This window comes from Streptomyces sp. 3330 (genome assembly GCF_031456635.1).
Lineage (GTDB): Bacteria > Actinomycetota > Actinomycetes > Streptomycetales > Streptomycetaceae > Streptomyces.
Map to the genome: position 1 here is coordinate 45799 of NZ_JAVDVA010000001.1, position 25860 is coordinate 71658.

A 25860-nucleotide genomic window follows, 5' to 3' on the forward strand; every position below is an offset into this window, starting at 1 on the left:
GTTCTCGTGAGCGGCAACTGGAACGGGACGGTCGGCAGGGTGGTCCGCGACCGCCCGGCGCCGGTGACCTACGCACTGATCGCCCTGTGCTGCCTGATCTTCCTGATCGGGCCCGCCTCGGGCTTCAACCCGGTGTACGGCTCCGGCGACGAGCTGCTGGCCGCGCAGCGCGCCTACTTCCGGCGCTGGGGCGTGGTGCCCGGCGAGCTCTTCGAGGGCACGCCACGGGCCGCCCTGACCCCGGCCACGGCCCTGTTCGTCCACGGAAGCTGGGTGCATCTCCTGGGCAACATGCTCTTCCTCTACGTCTTCGGGACGATGACCGAGGGCCGGATGGGCCGCGTCGAGTTCACGCTCTTCTACCTGGGCTGCGGCTGTCTGGCCCTGCTGGGCTATGCGGCCGCCAACGCCGAGTCCTCGCAGTCCCTGGTCGGCGCCTCCGGGGCGATCTCCGCGGTGCTCGGCGCCTTTCTCTGTCTGTTCCCACGGGCGCGGGTGACCAGTCTCCTGCCGTTCCTGTTCTTCCTGCCGCTGCGCTTCCCCGCGTGGGTCGTGCTGCCCTTCTGGGCGGCCCTCCAGTGGGTCGCGGCGGGGCGGGCCCCCCAGGGGCCTGGGGTGGCCTATCTGGCGCACCTGGTGGGCTTCGGCCTGGGGCTCCTCTACGCGTGGGCCCGTTTCGGCGTCGGGAAGGGCCGGACGGGAGGCCCCGGAAGGGCAGCGGCGGGAGACGGGCGGGCGCGTAGAGTGAAGCCCGCCCCAGCTCCGGCTCCCGAGGGAGAGAACCAGCCGTGATCACCGCGATCGTCCTCATCAAGACCAGCGTGGACCGGATTCCCGAGATCGCGGAGCGGATCGCTTCGCTGGACTCCGTCAGCGAGGTCTTCTCGGTCACCGGGACGTACGACCTGATCGCCATGGTGCGGGTGAAGGAGCACGAGGACCTGGCGGAGGTCATCCCGGGCAGCATCAGCAAGATCCCCGGGGTCGAGGGCACGGACACACACGTCGCCTTCCGCACCTATTCGCAGCACGACCTGGAGGCGGCGTTCGCGATCGGGCTGGACTCCTGACCGGCTGAACACCGCCTCCGGCGGACCGTCGCTCACACCGCGGGCACGCAGCGGCCGTCTTCCGTCCGGTACTGCCACCGGGCGCCCTCGCTCACCAGTTCGCGCACCGCGTTCACGAAGCGCTCCACGTGCTCGTCCGGGGTTCCCGCGCCGAAGCTCACCCGGATCGCGTTGAGGGACTTCTCGCCGGGCGCCGCCTCGGGTGCGCCGCACTCGCCCTGGGTCTGGGGGTCGCTGCCCAGCAGGGTGCGCACCAGCGGGTGGGCGCAGAAGAGGCCGTCACGGACCCCGATGCCGTACTCGGCGGACAGGGCGGCGGCGAAGTGGGAGCTGTTCCAGCCCTCGACGACGAAGGAGATCACGCCGACCCGCGGGGCGTCGTCGCCGAACAGGGACAGCACCCTGACCTGCGGGACCTCGGCCAGTCCGGCCCGGACCCTCCCGATCAGGTACTCCTCCCGGGCGACCAGGTCGTCGAAGCCCGCCTCGGTGAGGGCCTTGCAGGCCGAGGCGATGGAGTAGGCGCCGATCACGTTCGGGGAGCCGGCCTCGTGGCGGGCGGCGCTCTCGTGCCACTCCACGTCCACTCCCCCGTCCTCGCGCCGGGTGACCTTGCGGCTGGCGCCGCCGCCCGCGAGGTAGGGATCGGCCGCCGCCAGCCAGTCGGCGCGGCCGGCCAGCACGCCGGCGCCGAAGGGCGCGTACAGCTTGTGACCGGAGAAGGCCACCCAGTCGACGTCGAGCTCCCGCACGGAGACCGGGTGGTGCGGGGCCAGCTGGGCGGCGTCCAGGACGATCCGGGCGCCGTGCGCGTGCGCGGCGGCCGCCAGCTCGCGTACCGGCCACAGCTCGCCGGTGACGTTCGAGGCGCCGGTGACGCAGACCAGGGCCGGACCGTGCGGGTCGCGCTCGGCGAGGGCCCGCTCCAGCGTCCCGACGGCCTGGCCCGGGGTGCGCGGCGCGTTCAGGTACGTGACCCGGGCGTCCTGCCAGGGCAGCAGCGAGGCGTGGTGCTCGGTCTCGAAGACGAAGACCTGGCAGTCGGCGGGCAGGGCGCGCGCCAGCAGGTTGAGGGAGTCCGTCGTCGAGCGGGTGAAGACCAGCTGGTCGTCGGAGCGGCAGTCCAGGAACTCGGCCACCGTCCTGCGGGCGTTCTCGAAGAGGTCCGTGGACAGCTGCGAGAGGTAGCCGGCGCCGCGGTGGACGCTGCCGTAGTACGGGGCGTAGGCCGCCACGTCGTCCCAGACGCGCTGGAGGGCGGGGGCGCTGGCCGCGTAGTCGAGCGCCGCGTAGGTGACCTCGCCGCCCGTCACGAGCGGGACCGTGACATCCCGGCCCAGAACGGGCAGCGGGGCACAAACCGTACGGGCGGTGGCAGCGGTGGAGACGGACATGGCGAACTCCCGTGTGAGGCAAGGGGGAACCGCCGTGCGAGCGGACAGGGCTCGAGCACGGAGGAAGGTGAAAGGGGTATGCGGAGGCGGGGCTCTACGCCCTATCGCATTCGCTTGCTCACGGAAGGCTCCCTCGAACGACCAGGACCCCTGGCGGTACTCACTCAGACGAGTGCGAGGGGTCCGCGCTTGCCGTAGACCTCGCTGCCTACGGCCTGGTCTTCACCCGGGGCACCCCGCCACGGACGGAGGGTTGCCGGACAGTCGGCCGGGGCCTCATGACTGTCACTCATGACCTGACACAGGAACGTACGTGAAGTGATCGCCGTCCCGCAACCCGTGTCCGGATCGCGGGACGGCCATCGGCCGTGCGGCGCTACGCGTTGGTCGCCGCGACCCAGCGGTCCAGCGCCCGCTTGGCCGCCCCCGAGTCGATCGACGCGGCCGCCTTGTCCATGCCGAGGCGCAGTTGCTCGGCGAGGGTCCCGGAGCCCGGCTCCAGGGCCACGAGGGCCGCCGCCGAGTTCAGCAGCACGGCGTCCCGCACCGGGCCCTTCTCGCCCTCCAGCAGGCGGCGGGCGACCTCCGCGTTGTACGACGGGTCACCGCCGCGCAGCGCCTCCACCGGGACCAGGTCGAGCCCGACGTCCCGCGGGTCGAAGGTCTCCTCGGTGACCTTGCCGTCGCGGACGACCCACACGTGGGAGGTGGCCGTCGTGGTCAGCTCGTCGAGACCGTCGTCGCCCCGGAAGACCAGGGACGAGTTGCCGCGCTCGGCGAAGACGCCCGCGACGACCGGCGCCATCCGCGGGTCCGCGACCCCGACCGCCTGGGCCCGCACCTTGGCGGGGTTGGTGAGCGGGCCGAGCACGTTGAACACCGTGCGGATGCCCAACTGGCCCCGGGCGGCGCCCACATGACGCAGCGCCGGGTGGAACTTGATGGCGAAGCAGAAGGTGATCCCGGCCTCCTGGGCCACCTCGGCCACCCGCCGCGGGGTCAGCTCCAGATTGACGCCGAGCTTCTCCAGGACGTCGGAGGCGCCGGACGCGGAGGACGCGGCCCGGTTGCCGTGCTTGACGACCGTGGCGCCCGAGCCGGCCACGACGATCGCCGACATCGTGGAGATGTTGACCGTCTTCGCGCCGTCGCCGCCCGTGCCGACGATGTCGACGGTCGGGCCGGGCACCTCGATCAGGTTGGCGTGCTCGTACATCGCCCGGACGAGCCCGTTGATCTCCGCGACGGTCTCGCCCTTGGCCCGCAGCGCCACCACGAAACCGGCGATCTGCGCGTCGGTCGCCTCCCCGCGCATGATCCGGTCCAGCGCCCAGAACGTGGCGTCGGCGTCCTGGTCGCGACCGTACAGCAGGCCGTTCAGCACCTCGGGCCAGGAACGGCCCGCCGCGGTGTCGCCTCCAGCGGGGGTCACAGCGCTCATAGCCGCTCCTGTGTGTCGTCGTGTGCGTCGTGCGCCTCGTAACGAGGTGCACCCCACCCTATCCAGCCGGTGGGCACGGCAAAGGGCCCCGTCCGAAGACCGGACGGGGCCCTTTCCTGTGGCGTGGCGACGCCTCAGCGATCAGTGGTGGCCGTGGCCGCTCGTGATCTCCTTGTACTCCTCCACGGTGGGCTTCGGAATCTGCTGGTCCTCACCGAAGTACGCACCGCTGATCTTGGCGCGGAGCTTCTCCTTGCCCTTCACCTTGCGCTCGACGCCGTTCTCGTCGACGGCGGCGCCGATCGCGGCCGGCTCGTACTGCTCGTGCGCCGTGAGGGTGTGCAGCTGCTCCTGGCTGAGCGGCTCGTGGATCTCGATGAACTCACCGTGCGGCAGGCGCTTGATGGTGCCGGTCTCGCGACCGTGCAGCACCTTGTCCCGGTCCCGGCGCTGGAGGCCGAGGCAGATCCGCTTGGTGACGATGTACGCGATGACCGGTCCGGCGATGAAGAAGATCCGGACGAACCAGGTGATCGCGTTGATCGACAGGTGGAGGTGGGTGGCCCACAGGTCGTTGCCACCGCCGACCAGCATGATCATGTACATCGTGACCCAGGCGACGCCCAGCGCGGTGCGCGTCGGGGCGTTGCGCGGCCGGTCCAGGATGTGGTGCTCGCGCTTGTCGCCCGTGACCCACGACTCGATGAAGGGGTAGAGCGCGAGGATCGCGAGCAGCACGCCGAACAGGAGCAGCGGGATGAACACGCCCAGGACCAGGGTGTGGCCCCAGATGTTGATCTCCCAGCCCGGCATGAAGCGGATCAGGCCCTCGGCGAAGCCCATGTACCAGTCGGGCTGGGCGCCGGTGGACACCTGGTCCGGACGGTAGGGGCCCATGGCCCAGATCGGGTTGATCTGCGCGATGGCCGCGACGACCGCGATCACGCCGAAGACCAGGAAGAAGAAGCCTCCGGCCTTGGCCATGTACACCGGCAGCAGCGGCATGCCGACGACGTTCTTGTTGCTCTTTCCGGGGCCCGCGAACTGCGTGTGCTTGTGGTAGAAGACCAGGATCAGGTGGCCGACCACCAGACCGAGCATGATGCCCGGCAGCAGCAGGATGTGGATCGAGTAGAACCGCGCCACGAAGTCGTGGCCCGGGAACTCCCCGCCGAACAGGAACATCGAGATGTACGTGCCGACGATCGGCGTGGACAGGATCGCGCCCTGGGTGAAGCGGACACCGGTGCCGGACAGCAGGTCGTCCGGCAGCGAGTAACCGGTGAAACCGGTGAACATGCCGAGGACGAACAGCAGGAAGCCGAACAGCCAGTTGACCTCACGCGGCTTGCGGAACGCGCCCGTGAAGAACACGCGCATCATGTGCACGAACATGCCGGCGAGGAAGATCAGCGCCGCCCAGTGGTGGATCTGCCGGATGAGCAGACCGCCGCGCACGTCGAAGGAGATGTGCAGGGTCGAGCTGAACGCCTCGGACATCAGCTGTCCCTGCAGCGGGACGTAGCTGCCGTGGTACTCCACCTCGTTCATCGACGGGTGGAAGAACAGCGTCAGGTACACACCCGTGAGGATGATGATGATGAAGCTGTAGAGGCAGATCTCACCCAGCATGAACGACCAGTGGTCGGGGAAGATCTTGCGCATGTTGGCCTTGGCGAGGGAGTAGATCCCCAGCCGGCCGTCGGCCCAGTCGGCGATCCGCTCGCCGGCCGGAGCCTTCCCGCGCTCGCGGGACTCGTTGCTCTCGGTGTTCTCTGTCGTGCTCATCCGCGCTCCCAGAAAGCAGGACCGACGGGCTCTTCGAAGTCGCCGAGCGCCTCGAGATAGCCCTCGTCGTTCACACCGATGCGCAGCTGCGGCAGGGCGTGGCCGGCGGGGCCGAAGATCACTCGGGCACCGTCGGAGAGGTCGAAGGTGGACTGGTGGCAGGGGCACAGCACGTGGTGCGTCTGCTGCTCGTACAGCGAGATCGGGCAACCGACGTGGGTGCAGATCTTCGAGTACGCCACGATGCCCTGGTAGGACCAGTCGAGTTCCTGCTTGTCCTTGATGTTGTCCGGCTGGAGCCGGACGATCATCAGGGCCGCCTTGGCGATCTCGTTCTGGAAGTCCTCGTCGTGCTCCTCCAGGCCCTCGGGCTTGGCGAAGGTGAGCGAACCGACGGCGACGTCCGCGGGACGCAGCGGCTCGTTCGTGTTCATGTTGACGAGCAGCTTGCCCTTGGACCAGAGCGTGTGACGCAGCTTGTCCTCGGGCAGCGGGCCGAGGTCGCGCAGCAGCACGACGCCGGACAGCGGCACCAGGGTGAGCGCGCCGAGCATCGTGTTGCGGATCAGCTTGCGACGGCCGAGCGCGGACTCCTTGGCGCCCTGCTTGAAGTCCGCGTGGACCTTCGCACGGACCTCGGGGGGCGCGGCGATCGCGTGCCGCTCGTCGGCGACCTCCACGTCGGACATCAGGGTGCGGGCCCAGTGGACCGCGCCGGCGCCGATGGTGAACAGCGCCGTGCCCAGGGTCAGACCCAGCGCGAAGTTCAGCGCGCTGAGGTGGCCGATCGGGAACACGAAGATCGACTTGTCGGCGGGGATCGCCACGTACGAGGCGATGAAGCCGACCGTCGCGAGCATCGACAGCGTGAACAGGAAGGCGACCGCACGCTCGGACCGCTTGGCGGCCCGCTCGTCGATGTCCTGGATGCGGTGCTCGTGAGGCGGAAGCCCCGGGTCCGCGAACGGGTTCTGCTCGTCCGCGACGCCTACGGCGCTGCCGTGTGCGTGGCCCTGCTCAGCGGGCAGGTTCTCTTCTGGAATGTCTTGGCTACTCATGACTTCTTGGCCTTTGCGGTCCGAGCGGCGACCCAGACGGCGACCGCGATCAGGGCACCGAGACCGAAGATCCAGGCGAACAGGCCCTCACTGACCGGCCCGAGGCCGCCCAGCTCCAGACCACCGGGGTTGTTGGTCTCGTCGCTGTTGACCGCGTGCAGGTACGCGATGATGTCCTTCTTGTTCTGCTCCGACAGGGTGGTGTCGGGGAAGGAAGGCATGTTCTGCGGGCCGGTCTGCATGGCCTCGTAGATGTGCTTCGGGTCCACGCCCTCGAGGGTCGGGGCGTACTTGCCCTTGGTGAGGGCACCGCCCTTGCCGGTGAAGTTGTGGCACTGCGCGCAGTTGGTGCGGAACAGCTCGCCACCCTTGGCGATGTCCGCGCCCTCCGGGCCGTACTCGGCGTCGGTCGGGACGGACGGGCCGGCGCCCAGGGAGGAGATGAACGCGGCGAGCTGGTCGATCTCGGCCTGCGTGTAGATGACCTTCTTCGAGGGCACCTGGGCGCCCTGGGAGGTGGCCGCGGGCATACGCCCGGTGCCGACCTGGAAGTCGACGGCCGCGGCACCCACGCCGACCAGGCTCGGGCCGTCGGAGGTCCCCTGACCGCCGGTGCCGTGGCAGCTTGCGCAGCCAACGGCGTAGAGCTTCTTGCCCTCGTCGATGGCGAGGGACTGGGCGGTGTCGTCTGCCTGCGCCTTGCTCGCGGGCGCGAACGCGGCGTACAGCCCCCCGGTAGCCGCCAGCGCGAGGAGTAGGACGACGAGCGCCGCCAGCGGATGGCGTCGTCGTGCGGAGAGCTTTTTCACGGATTACCCCGGTGTCAGGATCTTCTGCGTCGATGCTTGGGATGTGCGGGAGCGAGCGTGCCCGGCTACTTGATCATGTAGATCGTGGCGAAGAGGCCGATCCAGACGACATCGACGAAGTGCCAGTAGTAGGACACGACGATGGCCGCGGTCGCCTGCTCGTGGGTGAACCTCTTGGCCGCGTAGGTGCGTCCGAGGACGAACAGGAAGGCGATGAGGCCGCCCGTCACGTGCATGCCGTGGAAGCCGGTGGTCAGGTAGAACACCGAGCCGTACGGGTCGGAGGAGAGCGAGAGCCCGTCCTTCTTCACCAGCTCCGTGTACTCGAAGATCTGACCGCCGATGAAGATCGCACCCATGATGAAGGTGACGATGAACCACATCCTGAGCTTCTTCACGTCACCGCGCTCGGCGGCGAAGACGCCGAGCTGGCAGGTGAGCGAGGAGAGCACCAGGATCGTGGTGTTGGTGGCCGAGAACGGGAAGTTCAGGGCCTCGGCCATTTCCTTCCAGTGATCAGGACCCGTCACCGATCGCAGGGTGAAGTACATCGCGAAGAGGGCCGCGAAGAACATCAGCTCGGAACTCAGCCAGATGATGGTTCCGACACTGGTGAGGTTCGGCCGATTGACCGACGGGTGCGCGTGCCCGGTTTCTACTGTCGTTGCTGTCGCCACGACCGACATTATGTCGGTCCCTTATCCCGCCCTCACTCCGGGGGGTGCCGTTCGGAGTGTTCGCACCGTGTGTAGTGCCCGTATGGCCCATCGAAGTGGTGTTCCAAGCGGTGTTGACGACGTGTGCAAGGGAGTAGCATCCGCGGCATCGGTTCTGTCCGTACGACGCTGATGTCACGGAGGAAGCATGCAGGCGACCGCCACGGTGCTGGTCTACAGCGACGACTCCCACACCCGCGAGCAGGTCCGGCTCGCGACCGGGCGCAGGCCCGCGCCGGACGCCCCCGTGGTGGAGTTCCTGGAGTGCGCGACGCCTGCGGCGGTGGTGCGGGAGCTGGACAGGGGCGGCGTCGACGCCGTCGTCCTGGACGGCGAGGCCACGCCCATGGGGGGCATGGGACTGTGCCGGCAGATCAAGGACGAGGTGTTCCGGTGCCCGCCGGTGCTGCTGCTGATCGGTCGGCCCCAGGACGCCTGGCTCGCCACCTGGAGCCGCGCTGACGCGGCTGTGACGCTGCCTGTGGAGCCCGTGGAGTTCGCTTCGGCCCTGGCCTCCCTGCTGCGGCGCAAGAGCCTTCAGCAGAGCGCCTAGCGCCGTACGGGGGCGTGGGGGTCCCCGGGCCCCCCGCACCGCCTACACCGCGGCGGGCCGCAGTCTCGACGTGTCCTGCTCCGCCTTCTGCCCGCCGCCGGTCAGCGCGCTGCCCTTGGTCCACTTCTTCCAGTCCAGGTTCCAGTCGCCGAAGCCGTTGCCGAAGGTCTCCATCGTGTCGCCGTAACTGTTGACGACCTGGACGACGTCACCCTGGCGGATGTTGTCGAAGAACCACTCGGCGTTGGACGTGCTCATGCCGGTGCAGCCGTGGCTGACGTTCGCGTACCCCTGCGAACCCACGGACCAGGGGGCCGCGTGGACGTACTCGCCGCTCCAGGTGACGCGGGTCGCGTAGTACACGGGCAGGTCGTAGGACTCCGAGGAGCCCTCCGCGATGCCGACGGTGGTGCCGCGCATCCGTACGAAGTACTCCTTGCCCAGGACGACCTTGACGCCGTTGCGGGTCTCGAAGCCCGGCTTGCCCGTGGTGACGGGGATCTGGTTGATCTCCTCGTTGTTCTTGAAGACCGTCATGGAGTGCGACGACGCGTCCGTGACGGCGATCACCCGGTCACCGATCGTGAGCTTGAGGTCCTTGGTGGGGCCGCCCCACAGCCGGTCGCTGATCTTGATGCCGTCCAGGTTGCTGTGCACCCGGAGGCTGGCGTGGGCCGGCCAGTACTCCTGGGGCCGGTAGTGGAGTTCCTTGTCGTCCACCCAGTGCCAGCCGCCCTGCACGGACGGTGTCGAGTCGACCTTGAGGGCGCGTTCGACGACGGCCCGCTGGGCGGGGTCCTTGACGGGCTGGTCCAGCTTGGCGGTGATGGGCTGGCCGACGCCGTACTCCCCCGCCTCGGGGCCGAACTCGACCCCCAGGCGCTTCTTCGAGGTGGGCTTGCCGGTGTCGAAGGTGAGCACCCGGCGGCCGGGGGCGCCGTCGTCGTCCTCGGTGCTCACGCGGACCGTGTAGTGGGCGTTGGCGGCCAGCGGTTCGGTGCTGTGCCAGCGGCTGCCGTCGGCGGCGAGTTCACCCGCCACGTAGCGGCCTGTGCCGTCCACGGCGGTGACGTCGGTGATGCGGTCGTCGTCCTCCGCGGTGACCTCGAGGGGCTTGTCCGGGTCGGACTTCTTCCCGTCGCCGCCGAGGTTTCCGAAGGAGATCTGGTCCGTCGCGTCGTAGGGGCGCGCGGAGAGCGGGTTGCCGTCGGAGCCGCAGGCGCTTGCGACCGCGCCCAGGGCGATCACCAGCAGGGTGCAGCCCGCGACGGTGCGAGGGCGGGGTTCGTGGCTCATGGCTTCACGCTAGGGAGCCGCGTCGGGCGCGGCGCGCTGAGTGACACGGACGGAGGATCACCGTTGCGGCAAAAGCGTGAGCCCGGACCCTCCTGACGGAGTGTCCGGGCTCAGCCTGTGTCCGGCGCGTGCTACTGGGTGCGGTTCTCACCGCGGTAGTACTCGAAGACCCAGCCCCACAGACCGATGAGGATCAGCGGCAGCGAGAAGTACAGCAGCCACCAGCCCACGGCGACCCCCAGGAAGGCCAGGGCGCCGCCGATGCCCAGCGACAGCGGCTGCCAGCTGTGCGGGCTGAAGAAGCCCAGCTCGCCGGCGTCGTCCGCGACGTCCGCCTCCTTGTTGTCCTGCGCGCCCGCGTCGACCCGCCGGGCGGTGAAGCCCAGGTAGAAGCCGATCATGATGCACAGGCCGAAGGCCAGGAAGAGGGCCGTGGTACCGGCCGGCTCCTTCGACCACACGCCATAGACGATCGCCATGACGAGGACGAAGACGCTCAGCCAGACGAACATCTTGCCCTGGATCTTCACTTGCCGGCCTCCTTGCTGCCCGAGATGGCACTGGCACCGTGGCCGGCGTGCTCCAGCTGCTCGAGCGCGGCGATCTCGGGGTGGTGCAGGTCGAACGCCGGGGATTCGCTGCGGATCCGCGGCAGGGTGAGGAAGTTGTGGCGCGGCGGCGGGCAGGAGGTGGCCCACTCCAGGGAGCGGCCGTAGCCCCACGGGTCGTCGACGCCGACCGGCTTGCCGTACTTGGCGGTCTTCCACACGTTGTAGAAGAACGGCAGGACGGACAGGCCGAGGATGAAGGAGCTGATCGTCGAGATCGTGTTCAGGGCGGTGAACCCGTCGGCCGCCAGGTAGTCGGCGTACCGGCGCGGCATGCCCTCGGCGCCCAGCCAGTGCTGGACCAGGAAGGTGCCGTGGAAGCCGACGAACAGCGTCCAGAAGGTGATCTTGCCCAGGCGCTCGTCGAGCATCTTGCCGGTGAACTTCGGCCACCAGAAGTGGAAGCCGGAGAACATCGCGAAGACGACGGTGCCGAAGACGACGTAGTGGAAGTGCGCCACCACGAAGTACGAGTCCGACACGTGGAAGTCCATCGGCGGCGAGGCCAGGATGACGCCGGTCAGACCGCCGAAGGTGAAGGTGATGAGGAAGCCCGTCGCCCAGAGCATCGGTGTCTCGAAGGACAGCGAGCCCTTCCACATCGTTCCGATCCAGTTGAAGAACTTCACGCCCGTGGGCACGGCGATGAGGAACGTCATGAAGGAGAAGAACGGCAGCAGCACCCCGCCGGTGACGTACATGTGGTGCGCCCACACCGTCACGGAGAGACCGGCGATCGAGATGGTCGCGGCGATCAGGCCCATGTAGCCGAACATCGGCTTGCGGGAGAACACCGGGATCACTTCGGAAATGATGCCGAAGAACGGCAAGGCGATGATGTACACCTCTGGATGGCCGAAGAACCAGAAGAGGTGCTGCCACAGCAACGCGCCGCCGTTGGCCGCGTCGAAGACATGGGCGCCGAACTTGCGGTCCGCCTCCAGGGCGAACAGCGCGGCCGCGAGGACCGGGAAGGCCAGCAGGACCAGGACACCGGTCAGCAGGACGTTCCACGTGAAGATCGGCATCCGGAACATCGTCATGCCGGGCGCGCGCATGCAGATGATCGTGGTGATGAAGTTGACCGAGCCGAGGATCGTGCCGAAGCCGGAGAAGGCCAGACCCATGATCCACATGTCGGCGCCGATGCCCGGGCTGCGGACCGCGTCCGACAGCGGGGCGTAGGCGAACCAGCCGAAGTCGGCCGCACCCTGCGGGGTGAGGAAACCGGCGACGGCGATGAGCGAGCCGAACAGGTACAGCCAGTAGGCGAACATGTTCAGCCGCGGGAAGGCCACGTCCGGCGCGCCGATCTGGAGCGGCATGATCCAGTTCGTGAAGCCGGCGAACAGCGGCGTCGCGAACATCAGCAGCATGATCGTGCCGTGCATCGTGAACGCTTGGTTGAACTGCTCGTTCGACATGATCTGCAGGCCCGGACGGGCGAGCTCGGCGCGCATGAGGAGCGCCATGACGCCACCGATGCAGAAGAACGCGAACGACGTGACCAGGTACAACGTACCGATGGTCTTGTGGTCGGTGGTCGTCAGCCACTTCACCACGACGTTGCCGGGCTGCTTGCGCCTGACCGGCAGCTCGTTCTCGTACGCGTCCTCAGCTGCGGAGGCACCCTGGGGTTCGTTGAGGATGCTCACAGGTTGTTCGTCTCCCGGTTCTTCTCGTGGCTCGTCTGCTCGATGCCCGCGGGAACGTAACCGGTCTGCCCCTTCTTCACGAGGTCCTTGAGGTGCTGCTCGTAGCGCTCCTGGGAGACGACCTTCACGTTGAAGAGCATCCGGGAGTGGTCGACGCCGCAGAGCTCGGCGCACTTGCCCAGGTAGGTGCCCTCCTTGTTGGGAGTCACCTGGAAGGAGTTGGTGTGGCCCGGGATGACGTCCTGCTTCATCAGGAACGGCACCACCCAGAAGGAGTGGATGACGTCACGCGAGGTGAGGACGAACCGGACCGTCTTGCCCTCAGGGAGCCAGAGGGTCGGGCCGGGGTTGTTGGTCTGCGGGTTCCGCTCACCGGGAGTACCGCAGGTGTAGACGCCGCCGGCGTTGTCGGGGAAGTCCGTCTTGAACCGGTCCGGGATCGCGGCCAGGTTCTTGTCGGTCTTCGCGTCCCCGTCGGAACCGTCGACGTTCTCGATGTAGTTGAAGCACCAGCTCCACTGGAAGCCGACCACGTTCACCGTGACGTCGGGCTTCTTGTCGAGGCTGAGCAGCTTCGACTCGTCACGGGCCGTGAAGTAGAACAGCACCGAGACGATGATGATCGGAACCACCGTGTACAGCGCCTCGATGGGCATGTTGTACCGGGTCTGCGGAGGAACTTCGACCTTTGTGCGGCTGCGCCGGTGGAAGAAAGCACTCCACAGGATCAGGCCCCACACCAGCACGCCGGTGGCCAGCGCGGCTGCCCAGGATCCCTGCCACAGGGAGAGGATCCGCGGAGCCTCTTCTGTGACCGGGGTGGGCATACCAAGGCGGGGGAAGTCCTTGTATGTGCAACCGGTGGCGGTCGCCAGGACCAGGCCCGCGGTCATTGCCTGGAGCAGCTTCCGCCGCATCGGGCGCCGCGGCGAGCGGTCGGAGCCGTTGGGACTCACGTAGCGCCTTCCCGAGAGTCTCGCCCGCGCGGTTGGCTGCGGCCTGCCTTCTCGCGGGTCGGTCGCCGCCCTGCGTCGGGCAGGGGTTTGGATGTTTATGCGGACCAAACCCTAGCCGACGCCCTCCGGGGGTTCGCGGGGAGGGTGGCATACGCGCCGCGGGTCACCCCGAAGGGGTGGGGACGGGCGCCTAATAGGTCGTCAATGCGGGTTGTGTGGCGACTGCGGGCAGGTGGGGGCCGTTCGCGCAGTTCCCCGCCCCGCCGGACGGCCGGCCCACGTTCTACGGTGGAGGCGTGTCCTACTTCGACGCCGCCTCGGCCGCTCCCCTGCACCCCGTCGCCCGCCAGGCGCTGTTGGCCTCTCTCGACGAGGGGTGGGCCGATCCCGCGCGCCTGTACCGGGAGGGGCGGCGGGCGCGGATGCTGCTCGACGCCGCCCGGGAGGCGGCCGCCGAGGCGGTGGGGTGCCGACCGGACGAACTGGTCTTCGCCTCTTCGGGAACGCGGGCCGTCCACACCGGGATCGCGGGCGCGCTGGCCGGGCGTCGGCGGATCGGACGTCACCTGATCGTGTCAGCCGTCGAACACTCCTCGGTACTCCATTCGGCCGAGGCGTTCGAGGCGGAGGGCGGGACGGTGACCCGGGTCCCGGTGGCCCGGACCGGCGCGGTCGCCGTCGAGTCGTACGCCGATGCCCTGCGCCCGGACAGCGCGCTCGCCTGTCTCCAGTCGGCCAACCACGAGGTCGGCACCGAGCAGCCGGTGGCGGCCGTGGCCGAGCTCTGCCGGGAGACGGGGGTGCCGCTGCTGGTGGACGCGGCGCAGTCGCTCGGCTGGGGGCCGGTGGAGGGGCCGTGGTCGCTGCTGGCGGCGAGCGCGCACAAGTGGGGCGGGCCGTCCGGGGTGGGGCTCCTCGCGGTGCGCAAGGGCGTGCGGTTCGCCGCCCAAGGGCCGGTGGACGAGCGGGAGTCGGGCCGGGCGGCCGGGTTCGAGAACCTTCCGGCGATCGTGGCCGCGGCGGCCTCGCTGCGTGCGGTGCGGGCGGAGGCGGCGGCCGAGGCGGCGCGGCTGCGGGCGCTGACGGCGCGGATCCGGGCCAGAGTGGCGGACGCCGTACCCGATGTGGAGGTGGTCGGGGACCCGCTGCGGCGGCTGCCGGGGATCGTCACCTTCTCCTGTCTCTACGTCGACGGGGAGACGCTGCTGCACGAGTTGGACCGGGAGGGGTTCTCCGTGTCCTCCGGGTCGTCCTGCACCAGCAGCACGCTGACGCCCAGCCACGTGCTGAGGGCGATGGGGGTGCTCAGTGAGGGGAACGTGCGGGTCTCGCTGCCGGCCGGGGCCGCCGAGGAGGACGTCGAGCGGTTCCTCGCCGTCCTGCCGGGGGCGGTGGCGGGGGTGCGGGAGAAGCTCGGGGCGCCCGCTCCGGCGAGCGGCGCCGCGGTGCGCGGTGACGAGCTCGTCGTGGACGCGCTGGGCAAACGGTGCCCGATCCCCGTCATCGAGCTGGCGAAGGTCATCGGGGAGGTGCCGGTGGGGGGCACGGTGCGGGTGCTGTCCGACGACGAGGCGGCCCGGCTGGACATTCCCGCCTGGTGCGAGATGCGGGAGCAGGAGTACGTCGGGGAGGAGCCGGCGGACCGGGGCTCGGCCTATGTGGTCCGCCGGCTGTCCTGAATCAGGCCAGGTGCTTGCGGACCTCGGTGGCGGCCTCGTCGCCGTAGGCCTTGGTGAAGCGGTCCATGAAGTGGGCGCGGCGCAGCTGGTACTCCTGGGTGCCGACCGTCTCGATCACGAGGGTGGCGAGCATGCAGCCGATCTGCGCGGCCCGCTCGTGGGAGACGCCCCAGGCCAGGCCGGAGAGGAAGCCGGCACGGAAGGCGTCGCCGACGCCCGTGGGCTCGACCTTGGCCTCCTCCTCCGGGCAGCCGACCTCGATCGGGTCCTCGCCGGCCTGCTCGATCCGCACACCGCGCGAGCCGAGGGTGGTGACGCGATGGCCGACCTTGGAGAGGATCTCGGCGTCCGACCAGCCCGTCTTGGACTCGATGAGGCCCTTCTCGTACTCGTTGGAGAACAGGTACGTCGCGCCCTCCAGCAGTATCCGGATCTCGTCGCCGTTCATCCGGGCGATCTGCTGGGAGAAGTCGGCCGCGAAGGGGATGGAGCGGGTACGGCACTCCTCCGTGTGGCGGAGCATCGCCTCCGGGTCGTCGGCGCCGATCAGGACCAGGTCCAGGCCGCCCACGCGGTCGGCGACGGTCTTCAGCTCGATGAGGCGGGCCTCGCTCATCGCGCCGGTGTAGAAGGAGCCGATCTGGTTGTGGTCGGCGTCGGTGGTGCACACGAAGCGGGCCGTGTGCAGGGTCTCGGAGATGCGGACCGACCCGGTGTCGACGCCGTGCCGGTCGAGCCAGGCCCGGTACTCGTCGAAGTCCGCGCCCGCGGCGCCGACCAGGATCGGGTCGGTCCCCAGCTGGCCCATGCCGAAGGCGATGTTCGCGCCCACGCCGCCCCGGCGCACGTCCAGGTTGTCGACCAGGAAGGAGAGCGAGACCGTGTGCAGCTGGTCCGCGACGAGCTGGTCGGCGAAGCGGCCGGGGAACGTCATGAGGTGGTCGGTGGCGATGGAGCCGGTGACTGCGATGCGCACGGCGTGGACTCTCCTGAGGGGAGGGGGATTGACAGTTCACGCTACCCGGTCGGTCCGCGCCACTGAAGCAGCCGAAACTACCCGATAGTAGATCTTTCTTCGCGGGCTCCGTCGTGCATACGGTTCGGCTATGACGAACCTCAAGGTCCACGCCCCCGCTCCGGCCGACCTCGACGGCGACCTGGCGTCGCTGCGGGGCGACGGCGCCCGGATGGCCCGGCACTGGGCGGCCCCGGAGAAGATCGCTTCCCGTCCGGTCTCGCCGTCACTCATCCTCGGCGTGACCGTTCCGGCGGCATCGGCGCGGCTCCTGGAGGCGATGCCGGACTACGGCAACTAGGGGTAATCCCTCGATTTCCTTCGCAGGGCGCTCGGGAGGGAACCGTGCGCTCCCCCGTCGCGTCCCATCGCCGTCCCCCGTAAGGGGGATGTGGGGTACGACAGCAGGGCAGCCGAAGGAGCGATGCGGTGAACACCGAGCGACCCGAAGACGACGACGCCGCGCGCGAGCCGGAGGAGACGGCTGCGGAGGCGGGTGCGGGGACGGCCGAGGCCGAGGAGACACAGGCCCGGAAGGCCGACCTCCGGAAGACCGACGCCCGGCAGGCGCGGGCCGAGGACGGCCCGGTGGAGGAGTCCGGCGCCCCGGGCGCCGAGGCCGGTCCTCCGGACGCTCACCTCCGCTCAGGGGCCGAGGCCGGTACCCCTGCCGCCTTCGAGGCCGACTCCCCCACGGACGCCGACATTCCGGACACCGGCGCCGCCGCTGACACGGACACCGGCGCTCCGGACACCGGCACAGTCACCGGCGACACCGGCACCGGCGTCGGCCGTGAGGCTGCCGCCTCGGGGGCGGCAGGCGATCGTGACTCCGACGCGGACGAGCACGTCGTCGGGCCGGGGGGCCACGACGCGCCTCCGGCCGGTCCGCGGCGCCGCTCCCCCGTCCTCATCGCCTCCGTCGCGGCCGCCGTGCTGCTGGTGGGCGCGGGCGGGGCCTATCTGACCTCCCACGCGATCGGCGGCTCCGGTGGGGCCGCCGGCTCCGGGTCGCCGTCGGCGGACGCCACGCCCGGGGCGCTCCTCCTGGACGACCACCCAGGGGGTACGGGTACCGGTACGGGCACCCCCGAGGGCGGTACGAACGGCATCGCACCCGGTGAGCCGAACCCCTACGGGGTGACCTACACGGCCGCCGGCCCCCTTCCCGACGGTCCCGGCTCCGCGCCCGTGTACTGGGCGAAGGGCGAGGTGACGAAGGACGAGGTGGCCCGGCTGGCGAAGGCGCTGGGGGCCGAGGGGACGCCGGTCGTCGACGGGGAGGCCTGGAAGGTCGGCGCCGGGAACGACGGCTCGGGTCCGGTGCTGCGGGTGAACCGGCAGGCGCCGGGGATGTGGACGTTCACCCGGTTCACGCCGGGCACCGACAACTGCACGGCCGGCTCCGACAAGTGCGCCGCGACTCCCCCGGACGCGTCCGCCGCCCCGCCGAGCGAGGCGGCCGCGAAGAAGGCGGCGGCGCCGGTCCTGAAGGCGCTCGGGCAGGGCGGCGCCCAGGTGGACGCGAGTCAGGTCATGGGCAGCCAGCGGGTGGTCAACGCCGACCCCGTCCTCGGGGAGCTGCCCACCTACGGGTGGGCCACCGGGATCAGCGTCGACGCCCAGGGCGCGGTGGTCGCCGGGAACGGGCAGCTGGAGACGCCGGTCAAGGGCGACACGTACCCCTTGCTGAGCGCGCGGGAGGCGCTGGACGCGCTGAACGCGGCGCCGGGCGCCGACCACCGGATGGGCATCGGCGGCTGTGCCAGTCCGGTGCCGCTGAAGGACCGGCTGGAGAGCCCGTGCGGTTCGTCCACGACGGCTCCCCAGGGGCAGACGGCGACCGTCGAGAACGCGGTGCTCGGACTCGCCCCGCACACCTCGGGCGGACGGCAGGTGCTCGTGCCGTCCTGGCTGTTCGACGTGCGGGCCTCGGGGGTCGCGGGCGGCTACACGGTGACGCAGCCGGCCGTCGAACCGGCGTATCTGAAGTCCGCCGCCGCCCCCACGCCGACGCCGAGCGCCTCCTCGGGGACGCGGGACGTGCAGGTGGACGGCTACACCGCCGAGGGCGACGACCTGGTCGTGAGCTTCACCGGAGGGGTGTGCGGCGACTACGAGCCCACGGCGGCCGAGAGCGGCGCCGAGGTGAAGGTCACCGTGACCGAGACGCCCTGGAAGGACAAGGTCTGCATCCTGATCGCCAAGGTGTACCACCGGACGGTGCACCTGGACGCGTCGCTGGGCAGCCGGAAGGTCGTCGGCTCGGACGGCGCCGCGATCCCGCTGGAGAAGGCGGGCGCGCGGCTGCCGGACGCACAGTAGCGCCGCGCGGTCCACGCGGCGCCGACGCGAAGGCGGCGGCCCCCTCGGAGGGGGCCGCCGCCTTCGTGGCGTTCAGCGGGGCGAACGGGCGACCTAGCTGAAGGAGTCGCCGCAGGCGCAGGAGCCCGTCGCGTTCGGGTTGTCGATCGTGAAGCCCTGCTTCTCGATGGTGTCGACGAAGTCGATGGAGGCGCCGCCCAGGTACGGGGCGCTCATGCGGTCGGTGACGACCTTGACGCCGTCGAAGTCCTTCACCACGTCACCGTCGAGCGAACGCTCGTCGAAGAAGAGCTGGTAGCGCAGGCCGGAGCAGCCGCCGGGCTGAACGGCGACGCGCAGCGCCAGGTCCTCGCGGCCTTCCTGGTCGAGCAGGGCCTTGACCTTCGCCGCGGCGGCGTCGGACAGGAGGATGCCGTCGCTGACAGTGGTCTTCTCGTCCGATACGGACATCTACATCTCTCCCGGGTTGTACGGAGACTGCTTGCCGACGTTTCCAACCGTCGGGGCCCCGGATTCATTCCGGGCCGAGGAGCCGTGTTTCCACTTCTTTCCTCTTCTTGCCTTTCATGGTGGCACACGCGCGGTGCGGCGGACAGCGGCCTCCGGAGCGGCGCCGGCCGGGGCGCGGGATTCACGTCACATCGACGCGATGACCATCGTCAAAGTGACGTGAAGCGGGTTATGATAGATAACGTCAGATCGACGAAAAGTAGAAAGGGTGCGTGCCGTGACCACCGCCCAGACCACGGAGCTCGACGTACAGCCGTCTCCGCTCGCCCTGTTGCTGCTCGGCCGTGAGGCCGACCCGAAGAGCGAGCGGGGCGTCGAGTGCCCCGGCGACCTGCCCTCGCCCTCCGACCCAGACCTGGTCGAGCGCGCCCGGGCCGCCAAGGAGAAGCTCGGTGACAAGGTCTTCGTGCTCGGCCACCACTACCAGCGCGACGAGGTGATCCAGTTCGCCGACGTCACGGGCGACTCCTTCAAGCTGGCCAAGGACGCGGCCGCCCGCCCGGAGGCCGAGTACATCGTGTTCTGCGGTGTGCACTTCATGGCCGAGTCCGCGGACATCCTGACGTCCGACGACCAGAAGGTGGTCCTCCCCGACCTCGCCGCCGGGTGCTCGATGGCCGACATGGCCACCGCCGAGCAGGTCGCCGAGTGCTGGGACGTGCTGACCGAGGCCGGCATAGCCGAGCAGGTCGTGCCCGTCTCGTACATGAACTCGTCCGCCGACATCAAGGCGTTCACGGGCAAGCACGGCGGCACGATCTGCACGTCGTCCAACGCCCAGCGGGCCCTGGAGTGGGCCTTCGAGCAGGGCGAGAAGGTGCTGTTCCTGCCCGACCAGCACCTCGGCCGCAACACCGCCGTGCGGGACATGGGTCTCTCCCTGGAGGACTGCGTCCTGTACAACCCGCACAAGCCGAACGGCGGGCTGACCGCCGAGCAGTTGCGGGACGCGAAGATGATCCTGTGGCGGGGCCACTGCTCGGTGCACGGCCGCTTCAGCCTGGAGTCGGTCGAGGACGTCCGCGCCCGGATCCCCGGCGTGAACGTGCTCGTGCACCCCGAGTGCCGGCACGAGGTCGTGGCCGCGGCGGACTACGTCGGCTCCACCGAGTACATCATCAAGGCGCTGGAGGCGGCCCCGGCCGGCTCGAAGTGGGCCATCGGCACGGAGCTGAACCTGGTGCGCCGGCTGGCGAACCGTTTCGCGCCCGAGGGCAAGGAGATCGTCTTCCTCGACAAGACGGTCTGCTTCTGCTCGACGATGAACCGGATCGACCTCCCCCACCTGGTCTGGACCCTGGAGTCCCTCGCCGAGGGCAAGCTGGTCAACCGGATCGAGGTCGACCGGGAGACCGAGAAGTTCGCGAAGCTGGCCCTCGAGCGCATGCTGGCGCTGCCGTAACCGTGCCGCCCCGGCCCCACCCCGACCGGGCGCCGTGAGGCCGGGTCACCCCGGCAGCGGCGCCCGGTCGGGGTGGGCCGGGTCCAGCGTGAAGACCGTGCCGTCGGGGGCGAGCACCACCAGGGCGCCCTCGTCGCGGAACACCCGCGCCGTGTGGAAACTCGTCGGGAAGACCTGCTCGGCCCGCGCCGGGGACTCCCACAGCAGCCGTCCCGTCGCCGTGTCGAGCGCGGCCACCCGCCCGGAGGCGCTGGCCGCGAACAGGGTGCGGCCCCGCGCGTCGGGGACGGGCCTGCCGGGCTGCTGAAGAGTGGTCGAGGTGGCCCACAGCCGCTTGCCCGTCCCGGGGTCGTGCGCGGTCACGAGGCCGCTGGAGGCGGCGAAACAGAGCACGCCGCCGATCACCGCGGCCTGGCCCCGTGGGCTGCTCGGCAGGTTCTTCCGCCGTACGGCCCCCGTGTCCGGGTCGATCAGCAGGACCTCGGTGTACGTCGCGTCCCCGGACATCGGCTCGTCCCGTCCGCTGAACGCCAGGAAGACCAGGTCGCCGTCGACGTCACCGACATGGTCCAGGTCGCCGTCCGGCACGCTCACCTTCCGGGTCGTGCCGTCGGCCGGGTCAACGGCGTAGAACACGGTGCGCGACGGTGAGCCCGCGTCGCCGCAGCCCGCGTAGGGGAGGCCGCCGATGTCGTGGAACTCACAGGAATAGGTCGGCCCCGCGGGCAGGTCCGTGGTCCAGCGGGCGGTTCCGTCGCGCGGGTCGCGGGCCGTCACGCGCTTGCCGTCCGGGGTCAGCAGCAGATCACCGACCACGGCGGGCTGGACGGCCCGGCTGTCCATGGGACGCGACCAGAGCCGCTCACCGGTGTCCGAATCGAGGGCCACGACCTTGATCACCGTGTCGTCGCCGGTGCTGCTCACGACCGACTGTCCGACCAGCAGCACACCGTCGTGCTCCCCGAGGACCGTGCTGTCGTACTCCTCCCGCGGCACTCCCGAGGGCACGGAATCCGCGCGCCAGGCGAGCCGGCCGGTGGTCCCGTCGACGCGGACGGGCAGGACCCCGTTGCCCCCGCAGTACAGGGCGTCCTCGCCCGTCGCGCAGGACAGCGTGGTGCCGTACGAACTCCCGTCGCCGTTCATCGGCCGGGTCACGCCGGAGAGCGCGGACCCGTAGACCGAGGTCCGCCACGGCTTCCAGCCGGCGGGCAGGGGATCCCAGCGGGAGGTGCTCGGGGCGGTGGCGCCGGACGCCGCGTCCTCGTCCCCGCGCCGGAACGGGTCGAAGAGGAAGTAGCCGGTGACCGCCACGGCCAGGACACCCGCCACCCCCGCCAGGACCGGCCACCGGCGCAGCCGGGAGCGCCGGCCCGGGCGGGGCGCGGCGACGGCGGGTTCCGGTTCCTCGTCCGCCGCCGGCGCGGGCGGCAGCCGCAGGGTCACCGTCTCCATGTCGTCCGCCGCGGGTTCGGGCAGCGCCAGGGCGAACTCCCCGGCCAGCTCGTCCAGTCCGGGCCGGTCGTCGGCGTCCTTGGCCAGGCAGCGGGTCAGCACCGCGCGCAGCGGTTCGGCGACCGTGTCCACCTTCGGTTCCTCGTGCATCACCCGCCACGCCGTCAGGTAGGGGCTGTCCGCGTCGAAGGGGCCGCGGCCGGTCGCGGCGAACACCAGCAGCGCGCCGAGGGAGAAGACGTCCGAGGCGGGGCCGACCGACCGGGCGTCCTTGAACTGCTCCGGTGACATGAAGGGCGGGGTGCCGATCGCGTGGCCGGTCTCGGTGAGGGTCTGGTTCTCGGCGGCCCGGGAGATGCCGAAGTCGATGACCCGGGGTCCGTCCCCGGCCATCAGCACGTTGGAGGGCTTGAGGTCGCGGTGGACGACCCCGGCCCGGTGGATGTCCCGCAGTGCCTCCACCAGCCCGAGGGCCAGCCGGCGCAGCTCCGCCCCCTTCAGCGGGCCGGTGCCCCGGATCCGGTCGGAGAGCGCGGGTCCGGGCACGTACTGGGTGGCCATCCAGGGCCGTACGGCCTCCGCGTCGGCGTCCACGACCGGGGCGGTGAAGGCGCCGCTCACCTTGCGGACGGCGTCGATCTCCTGCCGGAACCGGGCCCGGAAGACCTTGTTCTCCGCGTACTGGGCGTGCACCACCTTGACGGCGACCTCACGCCCCGAACGGGACCGGCCCAGATAGACGACGCCCATGCCGCCGGATCCGATCCGGTCGACGATGCGGTATCCGCCGAGCGCCTTCGGGTCGTCCTTGTGCAGTGGCAACGCCCCGGTCCCCTTCCCCCGTCGAGCAGCGCGTGCTGTGCGTGCTCACAGGATAGGTAACCCGTACGGGGGAAGGGAGTTCGGCGCGGCGGTGTCAGACCCCGGCCGGTTCCGGGGTCCTGTCGGCTCGGGCCGGTCGCCGCTTCGCGGCGCGCTTCGCCGCCCGGCGCTCCTTGCGGAGTTCGAGCATCGCGTACAGCGTCGGGACGAGCAGCAGGGTGAGCAGGGTCGAGGTGATCAGGCCGCCGATCACGACCACCGCCAGCGGCTGGGCGATGAAGCCGCCCTCGCCGGTGACGCCGAGGGCCATCGGGAGCAGGGCGAAGATGGTCGCCAGCGCCGTCATGAGGATGGGGCGCAGCCGGTGCCGGCCGCCCTCGACCACGGCCTCGACGACGCCGTACCCCTGCTTGCGGTACTGGTTGACGAGGTCGATGAGGACGATCGCGTTGGTCACCACGATGCCGATGAGCATCAGCATGCCGATCATCGCCGGGACGCCCATCGGGGTGCCGGTGATGAGCAGCAGGCCGATCGCGCCGGTCGCCGCGAAGGGGATGGAGACCAGCAGGATCAGCGGCTGGACCAGGGACCGGAAGGTCGCCACCAGCAGCATGAAGACGATCGCGATCGCCGCGAGCATCGCCAGGGCGAGGTTCTTGAACGCGTCGTCCTGGTCCTGCGAGACCCCGCCGATCTCGGCCGTGGCGCCCGCCGGGAGCTTCAGCGCGTCGAGCTTCGAGGTGAGGTCGGCGCTCACCGCGCCGGTGTTGTCGCCGGTCGGCTTCGCGGTGACGGTGGCCGCCCGCCTGCCGTCGATGCGGGTCATCGAGACCGGGCCGTCGACCAGTTCCACGGTGGCGATGTCACCGAGCTTCACCGCGCCCAGGCGCAGGTCCTCGAGCTGGGCGAGCGTCGCGGCGGGCTTCGCGGGGGTGATGACGACATCGCGTTCGGTGTCGTCCAGGACCGCCGTCGCGGCCGTCGTCCCGCGGACCGCCTGCGCGACGGCCGCGCCCAGCGTCCGGTCGTCGAAGCCGGCCGCGGCGGCCTCGGCGTTCGCCTTGACCGAGATGCGCGGCACGCTCTGCGAGAGGTCGCTGGTCACGTCCGTGACGTCGTCGAGGCCGGCCACGGCCTCGCGGACCTGCTCGGCGGCCGTGCGCAGCACCTCCGCGTCGGCCGCCTTCACGACGACGCTCAGGTCCTGGCTGCCGAAGCCGTCACCGGCGGCGACGGTGGTCGTGCCGATGCCGTCGAGCTTCTTCAGCCCGTCCTCGACCCGCTTCTGGACGTCCTGGTAGGACGCGGAGTCCTCGAGCATCACCTGGTAGGAGGCCTGGTTGGTGTCGGTGCCGCCGCCGAAGGCGGCCATGAAGCCGGAGGAGCCGACGGTGACCTGGTAGTCCTTCACGCCCTCGGTGCCGGCGAGCAGTCGCTCGACCTTCTTCGCCTGGGCGTCGGTCGCGGCCAGGCTCGCGCCCGGCTTCAGCTCCTGCTTGACCGTCAGGACCTGCTGCTCGCCCTGGTCGAAGAAGTTGGTCTTCAGCAGGGGCGCCATGGCGAAGGTGACGATCAGGACGACGCCCGCGATCGCCACGCTGGTGAGGCGGCGCCGGGTGGCGAAGCGCAGGACGGGGACGTAGAGGCGCTGGAGGCGGCTCTTCGCCTCCTTCTCCTCGGCCGCGCGACGGGCTTCCTCGGCGTCCTCGGGGGTGCCCTTGGGAGCGCGCAGGAACCAGTACGACAGGACGGGGACGACCGTCAGCGAGACCAGCAGGGAGGCCAGCAGGGCCGCCGTCACGGTGAGGGAGAACGCGCCGAACAGGGCGCCCACCATGCCGCCGACCAGGCCGATGGGCAGGAACACGGCGACGGTGGTGAGGGTGGAGGAGGTGACCGCGCCGGCCACCTCGCGCACCGCCGTGATGATCGCGGCCTGCCGCTCCTCGCCGTAGCCGAGGTGGCGCTTGATGTTCTCCAGGACGACGATCGAGTCGTCGACGACCCGGCCGATCGCGATGGTCAGCGCGCCCAGCGTCAGCATGTTCAGCGAGAGGTCCCGCGTCCACAGGACGATCAGCGCCAGCACCACGGAGAGCGGGATGCTGACCGCCGTCACCAGCGTCGAGCGGATCGACGCCAGGAAGACCAGGATGACGAGGACGGCGAAGAGCAGACCGAGGGCGCCTTCCGTGGTCAGGCCCTCGATGGCCTTCGCGACGGCCGGACCGCTGTCGCTGACGACGGTGATCGTCGCGCCCGAGCCGAGGTCCCGGCGCAGGTCGGCCAGCATGGCGTCGACGGCGTCGGAGATCGCGACCGCGCTGCCGTCGTGGTCCATGGTGACCATCACGGCGAGGCTGGGCTTGCCGTCGGTGCGGGTGAGGGAGTCGGCCGGGGCCTCCTCCTGCCGCACCGCGGCCACGTCACCGAGGCGGACCGGCTTCCCGCCGGCGAGTCCCGGGATCCGCAGGTCCTCGATCTGCGCGACGGACGTGTAGCCGCCGCCGACCCGGACGGTGCGGTTGCTGCCCGCCTCGTCGAAGGAGCCGGCCGGGACGGTCGCGCCGCCCGCCTGGAGCGCCTGGGCGAGGGACTGCGTGGTCAGCCCGGCCTTCGCCAGCTTCGCGTCGTCCGGGGTGACGGAGACCTGCAGGTCCCGGACGCCGGTGACGGTGACCTGGCCGACGCCGTCGATGTCGCGCAGCGCCGGGACGACGCCGCGGTCGAGCTGGTCGGCGAGCGCCTGCTGGTCGCGGTCGGAGGTGACGGCGAGGACGACGGTCGGCATGTCGTCGGTGGAACCGGCGACGACCTGCGGGTCCACGGCGTCGGGGAGGCGGACGCGGGCCCGGTTCACGGCCTGCTGGACATCGGCGACGAGCTGCTCGGTGTCGTTGCCGTAGTCGAACGACGCCACGATCACGGCGTTGCCCTCGCTCGCCGTGGAGGTGACGCCGGTGATGCCGTCGACCCCTTCGAGGTTGTCCTCGATCGGCTCGACGACCTGCTTCTCGACGACGTCCGGGGAGGCGCCCTGGTAGGGCGCGAGGACGGAGACCATCGGGAGTTCGATGGTGGGCAGGAGCTGCTGTTTCAGTTGCGGGATCGCGATCGCGCCGAAGGCGATCGCGACGATGGACATGAGGCCTATCAGGGCCCGTTGCGCGAGGCTGAAGCGGGACAGCCAGGACATGGGTACGGGTCTCGTCTCTGTGAGCGGCAGAAGCGGTGCCAGGCATGACGGGTGCGTGACACGTGTGACACGTGGTGCACCTGTCTCACGTGGGGCACGTGTGGCCTCT

At 70.3% G+C, this 25860-nt stretch carries 21 protein-coding genes and 1 riboswitch; of the genes, 7 read left to right on the top strand and 14 right to left on the bottom strand.

The features are described from left to right. Positions 1 to 6: 6 nt before the first annotated feature. Both J2X68_RS00225 and J2X68_RS00230 read left to right on the top strand, forming a co-directional pair. On the top strand, positions 7 to 792 hold the full coding sequence (locus tag J2X68_RS00225) for a rhomboid family intramembrane serine protease (protein ID WP_310430334.1): 786 nt from the start codon (positions 7 to 9) through the stop codon (positions 790 to 792). Further along, positions 789 to 1070, top strand: coding sequence for an Lrp/AsnC family transcriptional regulator (locus J2X68_RS00230; protein ID WP_020129992.1), 282 nt, complete (start codon positions 789 to 791; stop codon positions 1068 to 1070). Before J2X68_RS00225 ends, J2X68_RS00230 begins: the two co-directional genes overlap by 4 nt. A 32-nt stretch (positions 1071 to 1102) precedes the next feature. On the opposite strand, the gene J2X68_RS00235 is transcribed toward J2X68_RS00230, so the two are convergent. From J2X68_RS00235 to J2X68_RS00260, 6 genes are all read right to left on the bottom strand, one after another. Next, a complete protein-coding gene (locus tag J2X68_RS00235; RefSeq protein ID WP_310430335.1) occupies positions 1103 to 2464 on the bottom strand; it encodes an aminotransferase class V-fold PLP-dependent enzyme in 1362 nt (453 codons plus the stop codon). A gap of 180 nt (positions 2465 to 2644) precedes the next feature. After that, positions 2645 to 2761, bottom strand: a riboswitch (SAM riboswitch). Between the two features lie 79 nt (positions 2762 to 2840). Continuing rightward, positions 2841 to 3905 carry an anthranilate phosphoribosyltransferase gene (gene trpD, locus J2X68_RS00240; protein WP_310430336.1) on the bottom strand — a complete coding sequence of 355 codons (1065 nt, stop codon included), beginning with the start codon at positions 3903 to 3905 and terminating at the stop codon, positions 2841 to 2843. A gap of 141 nt (positions 3906 to 4046) precedes the next feature. Next, positions 4047 to 5693 (bottom strand): cytochrome bc complex cytochrome b subunit, encoded by a 1647-nt coding sequence (locus tag J2X68_RS00245; protein WP_310430337.1) that lies wholly within the window; start codon positions 5691 to 5693, stop codon positions 4047 to 4049. Beyond that, positions 5690 to 6751, bottom strand: coding sequence for a Rieske 2Fe-2S domain-containing protein (locus J2X68_RS00250; RefSeq protein WP_310430338.1), 1062 nt, complete (start codon positions 6749 to 6751; stop codon positions 5690 to 5692). The genes J2X68_RS00245 and J2X68_RS00250 overlap by 4 nt, the downstream gene beginning before the upstream one ends. Continuing rightward, positions 6748 to 7560, bottom strand: coding sequence for a c-type cytochrome (locus tag J2X68_RS00255; RefSeq protein ID WP_020129997.1), 813 nt, complete (start codon positions 7558 to 7560; stop codon positions 6748 to 6750). The genes J2X68_RS00250 and J2X68_RS00255 overlap by 4 nt, the downstream gene beginning before the upstream one ends. Positions 7561 to 7625: 65 nt before the next feature. After that, positions 7626 to 8246: a heme-copper oxidase subunit III gene (locus J2X68_RS00260; protein WP_020129998.1), complete on the bottom strand. Its 621-nt coding sequence runs from the start codon at positions 8244 to 8246 to the stop codon at positions 7626 to 7628. Between the two features lie 178 nt (positions 8247 to 8424). On the opposite strand from J2X68_RS00260, the gene J2X68_RS00265 reads away from it, so the two are divergent. Next, entirely contained in the window at positions 8425 to 8829 is a 405-nt protein-coding gene (locus J2X68_RS00265; protein WP_310430339.1) for a hypothetical protein, read from the top strand. Between the two features lie 42 nt (positions 8830 to 8871). Here J2X68_RS00265 and J2X68_RS00270 read toward each other — a convergent pair whose 3' ends face one another. The 4 genes from J2X68_RS00270 to coxB all read right to left on the bottom strand — a co-directional run bounded on the left by J2X68_RS00270 (position 8872) and on the right by coxB (position 13344). Next, positions 8872 to 10125 carry an Ig-like domain-containing protein gene (locus J2X68_RS00270; RefSeq protein WP_310430340.1) on the bottom strand — a complete coding sequence of 418 codons (1254 nt, stop codon included), beginning with the start codon at positions 10123 to 10125 and terminating at the stop codon, positions 8872 to 8874. 131 nt (positions 10126 to 10256) lie between these two features. Beyond that, positions 10257 to 10655, bottom strand: coding sequence for a cytochrome c oxidase subunit 4 (locus J2X68_RS00275; RefSeq protein ID WP_062647531.1), 399 nt, complete (start codon positions 10653 to 10655; stop codon positions 10257 to 10259). After that, on the bottom strand, positions 10652 to 12388 hold the full coding sequence (ctaD, locus tag J2X68_RS00280) for a cytochrome c oxidase subunit I (RefSeq protein WP_310430341.1): 1737 nt from the start codon (positions 12386 to 12388) through the stop codon (positions 10652 to 10654). The genes J2X68_RS00275 and ctaD overlap by 4 nt, the downstream gene beginning before the upstream one ends. After that, the gene (gene coxB / locus J2X68_RS00285) at positions 12385 to 13344 is read right to left on the bottom strand and encodes a cytochrome c oxidase subunit II (RefSeq protein WP_310430342.1); all 960 of its coding nucleotides are present in this window, start codon (positions 13342 to 13344) and stop codon (positions 12385 to 12387) included. Before coxB ends, ctaD begins: the two co-directional genes overlap by 4 nt. 296 nt (positions 13345 to 13640) lie before the next feature. Here coxB and J2X68_RS00290 point away from each other — a divergent pair, with 296 nt between their 5' ends. Further along, positions 13641 to 15023: an aminotransferase class V-fold PLP-dependent enzyme gene (locus tag J2X68_RS00290; RefSeq protein WP_310430343.1), complete on the top strand. Its 1383-nt coding sequence runs from the start codon at positions 13641 to 13643 to the stop codon at positions 15021 to 15023. Position 15024: 1 nt separating this feature from the next. Here J2X68_RS00290 and J2X68_RS00295 read toward each other — a convergent pair whose 3' ends face one another. Further along, the gene (locus J2X68_RS00295) at positions 15025 to 15999 is read right to left on the bottom strand and encodes a carbohydrate kinase family protein (protein WP_310430344.1); all 975 of its coding nucleotides are present in this window, start codon (positions 15997 to 15999) and stop codon (positions 15025 to 15027) included. 130 nt (positions 16000 to 16129) lie between these two features. On the opposite strand from J2X68_RS00295, the gene J2X68_RS00300 reads away from it, so the two are divergent. Together J2X68_RS00300 and J2X68_RS00305 are read left to right on the top strand one after the other, a co-directional pair. After that, on the top strand, positions 16130 to 16339 hold the full coding sequence (locus J2X68_RS00300; protein WP_310430345.1) for a hypothetical protein: 210 nt from the start codon (positions 16130 to 16132) through the stop codon (positions 16337 to 16339). Positions 16340 to 16467: 128 nt separating this feature from the next. After that, positions 16468 to 18363: a hypothetical protein gene (locus tag J2X68_RS00305; protein ID WP_310430346.1), complete on the top strand. Its 1896-nt coding sequence runs from the start codon at positions 16468 to 16470 to the stop codon at positions 18361 to 18363. A 93-nt stretch (positions 18364 to 18456) separates the two neighbouring features. On the opposite strand, the gene J2X68_RS00310 is transcribed toward J2X68_RS00305, so the two are convergent. Beyond that, positions 18457 to 18813, bottom strand: coding sequence for an iron-sulfur cluster assembly accessory protein (locus J2X68_RS00310; protein WP_015033024.1), 357 nt, complete (start codon positions 18811 to 18813; stop codon positions 18457 to 18459). 277 nt (positions 18814 to 19090) lie between these two features. On the opposite strand from J2X68_RS00310, the gene nadA reads away from it, so the two are divergent. Continuing rightward, a complete protein-coding gene (gene nadA / locus J2X68_RS00315) occupies positions 19091 to 20275 on the top strand; it encodes a quinolinate synthase NadA (protein ID WP_310430347.1) in 1185 nt (394 codons plus the stop codon). A 45-nt stretch (positions 20276 to 20320) separates the two neighbouring features. Here nadA and J2X68_RS00320 read toward each other — a convergent pair whose 3' ends face one another. Together J2X68_RS00320 and J2X68_RS00325 are read right to left on the bottom strand one after the other, a co-directional pair. Continuing rightward, a complete protein-coding gene (locus tag J2X68_RS00320) occupies positions 20321 to 22552 on the bottom strand; it encodes a serine/threonine-protein kinase (RefSeq protein ID WP_310430348.1) in 2232 nt (743 codons plus the stop codon). A gap of 94 nt (positions 22553 to 22646) precedes the next feature. Then, positions 22647 to 25751, bottom strand: coding sequence for an efflux RND transporter permease subunit (locus tag J2X68_RS00325; RefSeq protein ID WP_310430349.1), 3105 nt, complete (start codon positions 25749 to 25751; stop codon positions 22647 to 22649). Positions 25752 to 25860 lie beyond the last annotated feature (109 nt).

Bases quoted from the DNA above. Each gene is read 5' to 3' on its own strand.
- J2X68_RS00235 (WP_310430335.1), bottom strand. From the start codon at position 2,464: ATGTCCGTCTCCACCGCTGCCACCGCCCGTACGGTTTGTGCCCCGCTG.
- trpD (WP_310430336.1), bottom strand. From the start codon at position 3,905: ATGAGCGCTGTGACCCCCGCTGGAGGCGACACCGCGGCGGGCCGTTCC.
- J2X68_RS00245 (WP_310430337.1), bottom strand. From the start codon at position 5,693: ATGAGCACGACAGAGAACACCGAGAGCAACGAGTCCCGCGAGCGCGGG.
- J2X68_RS00250 (WP_310430338.1), bottom strand. From the start codon at position 6,751: ATGAGTAGCCAAGACATTCCAGAAGAGAACCTGCCCGCTGAGCAGGGC.
- J2X68_RS00260 (WP_020129998.1), bottom strand. From the start codon at position 8,246: ATGTCGGTCGTGGCGACAGCAACGACAGTAGAAACCGGGCACGCGCAC.
- J2X68_RS00265 (WP_310430339.1), top strand. From the start codon at position 8,425: ATGCAGGCGACCGCCACGGTGCTGGTCTACAGCGACGACTCCCACACC.
- J2X68_RS00270 (WP_310430340.1), bottom strand. From the start codon at position 10,125: ATGAGCCACGAACCCCGCCCTCGCACCGTCGCGGGCTGCACCCTGCTG.
- J2X68_RS00300 (WP_310430345.1), top strand. From the start codon at position 16,130: ATGACGAACCTCAAGGTCCACGCCCCCGCTCCGGCCGACCTCGACGGC.
- J2X68_RS00310 (WP_015033024.1), bottom strand. From the start codon at position 18,813: ATGTCCGTATCGGACGAGAAGACCACTGTCAGCGACGGCATCCTCCTG.
- J2X68_RS00325 (WP_310430349.1), bottom strand. From the start codon at position 25,751: ATGTCCTGGCTGTCCCGCTTCAGCCTCGCGCAACGGGCCCTGATAGGC.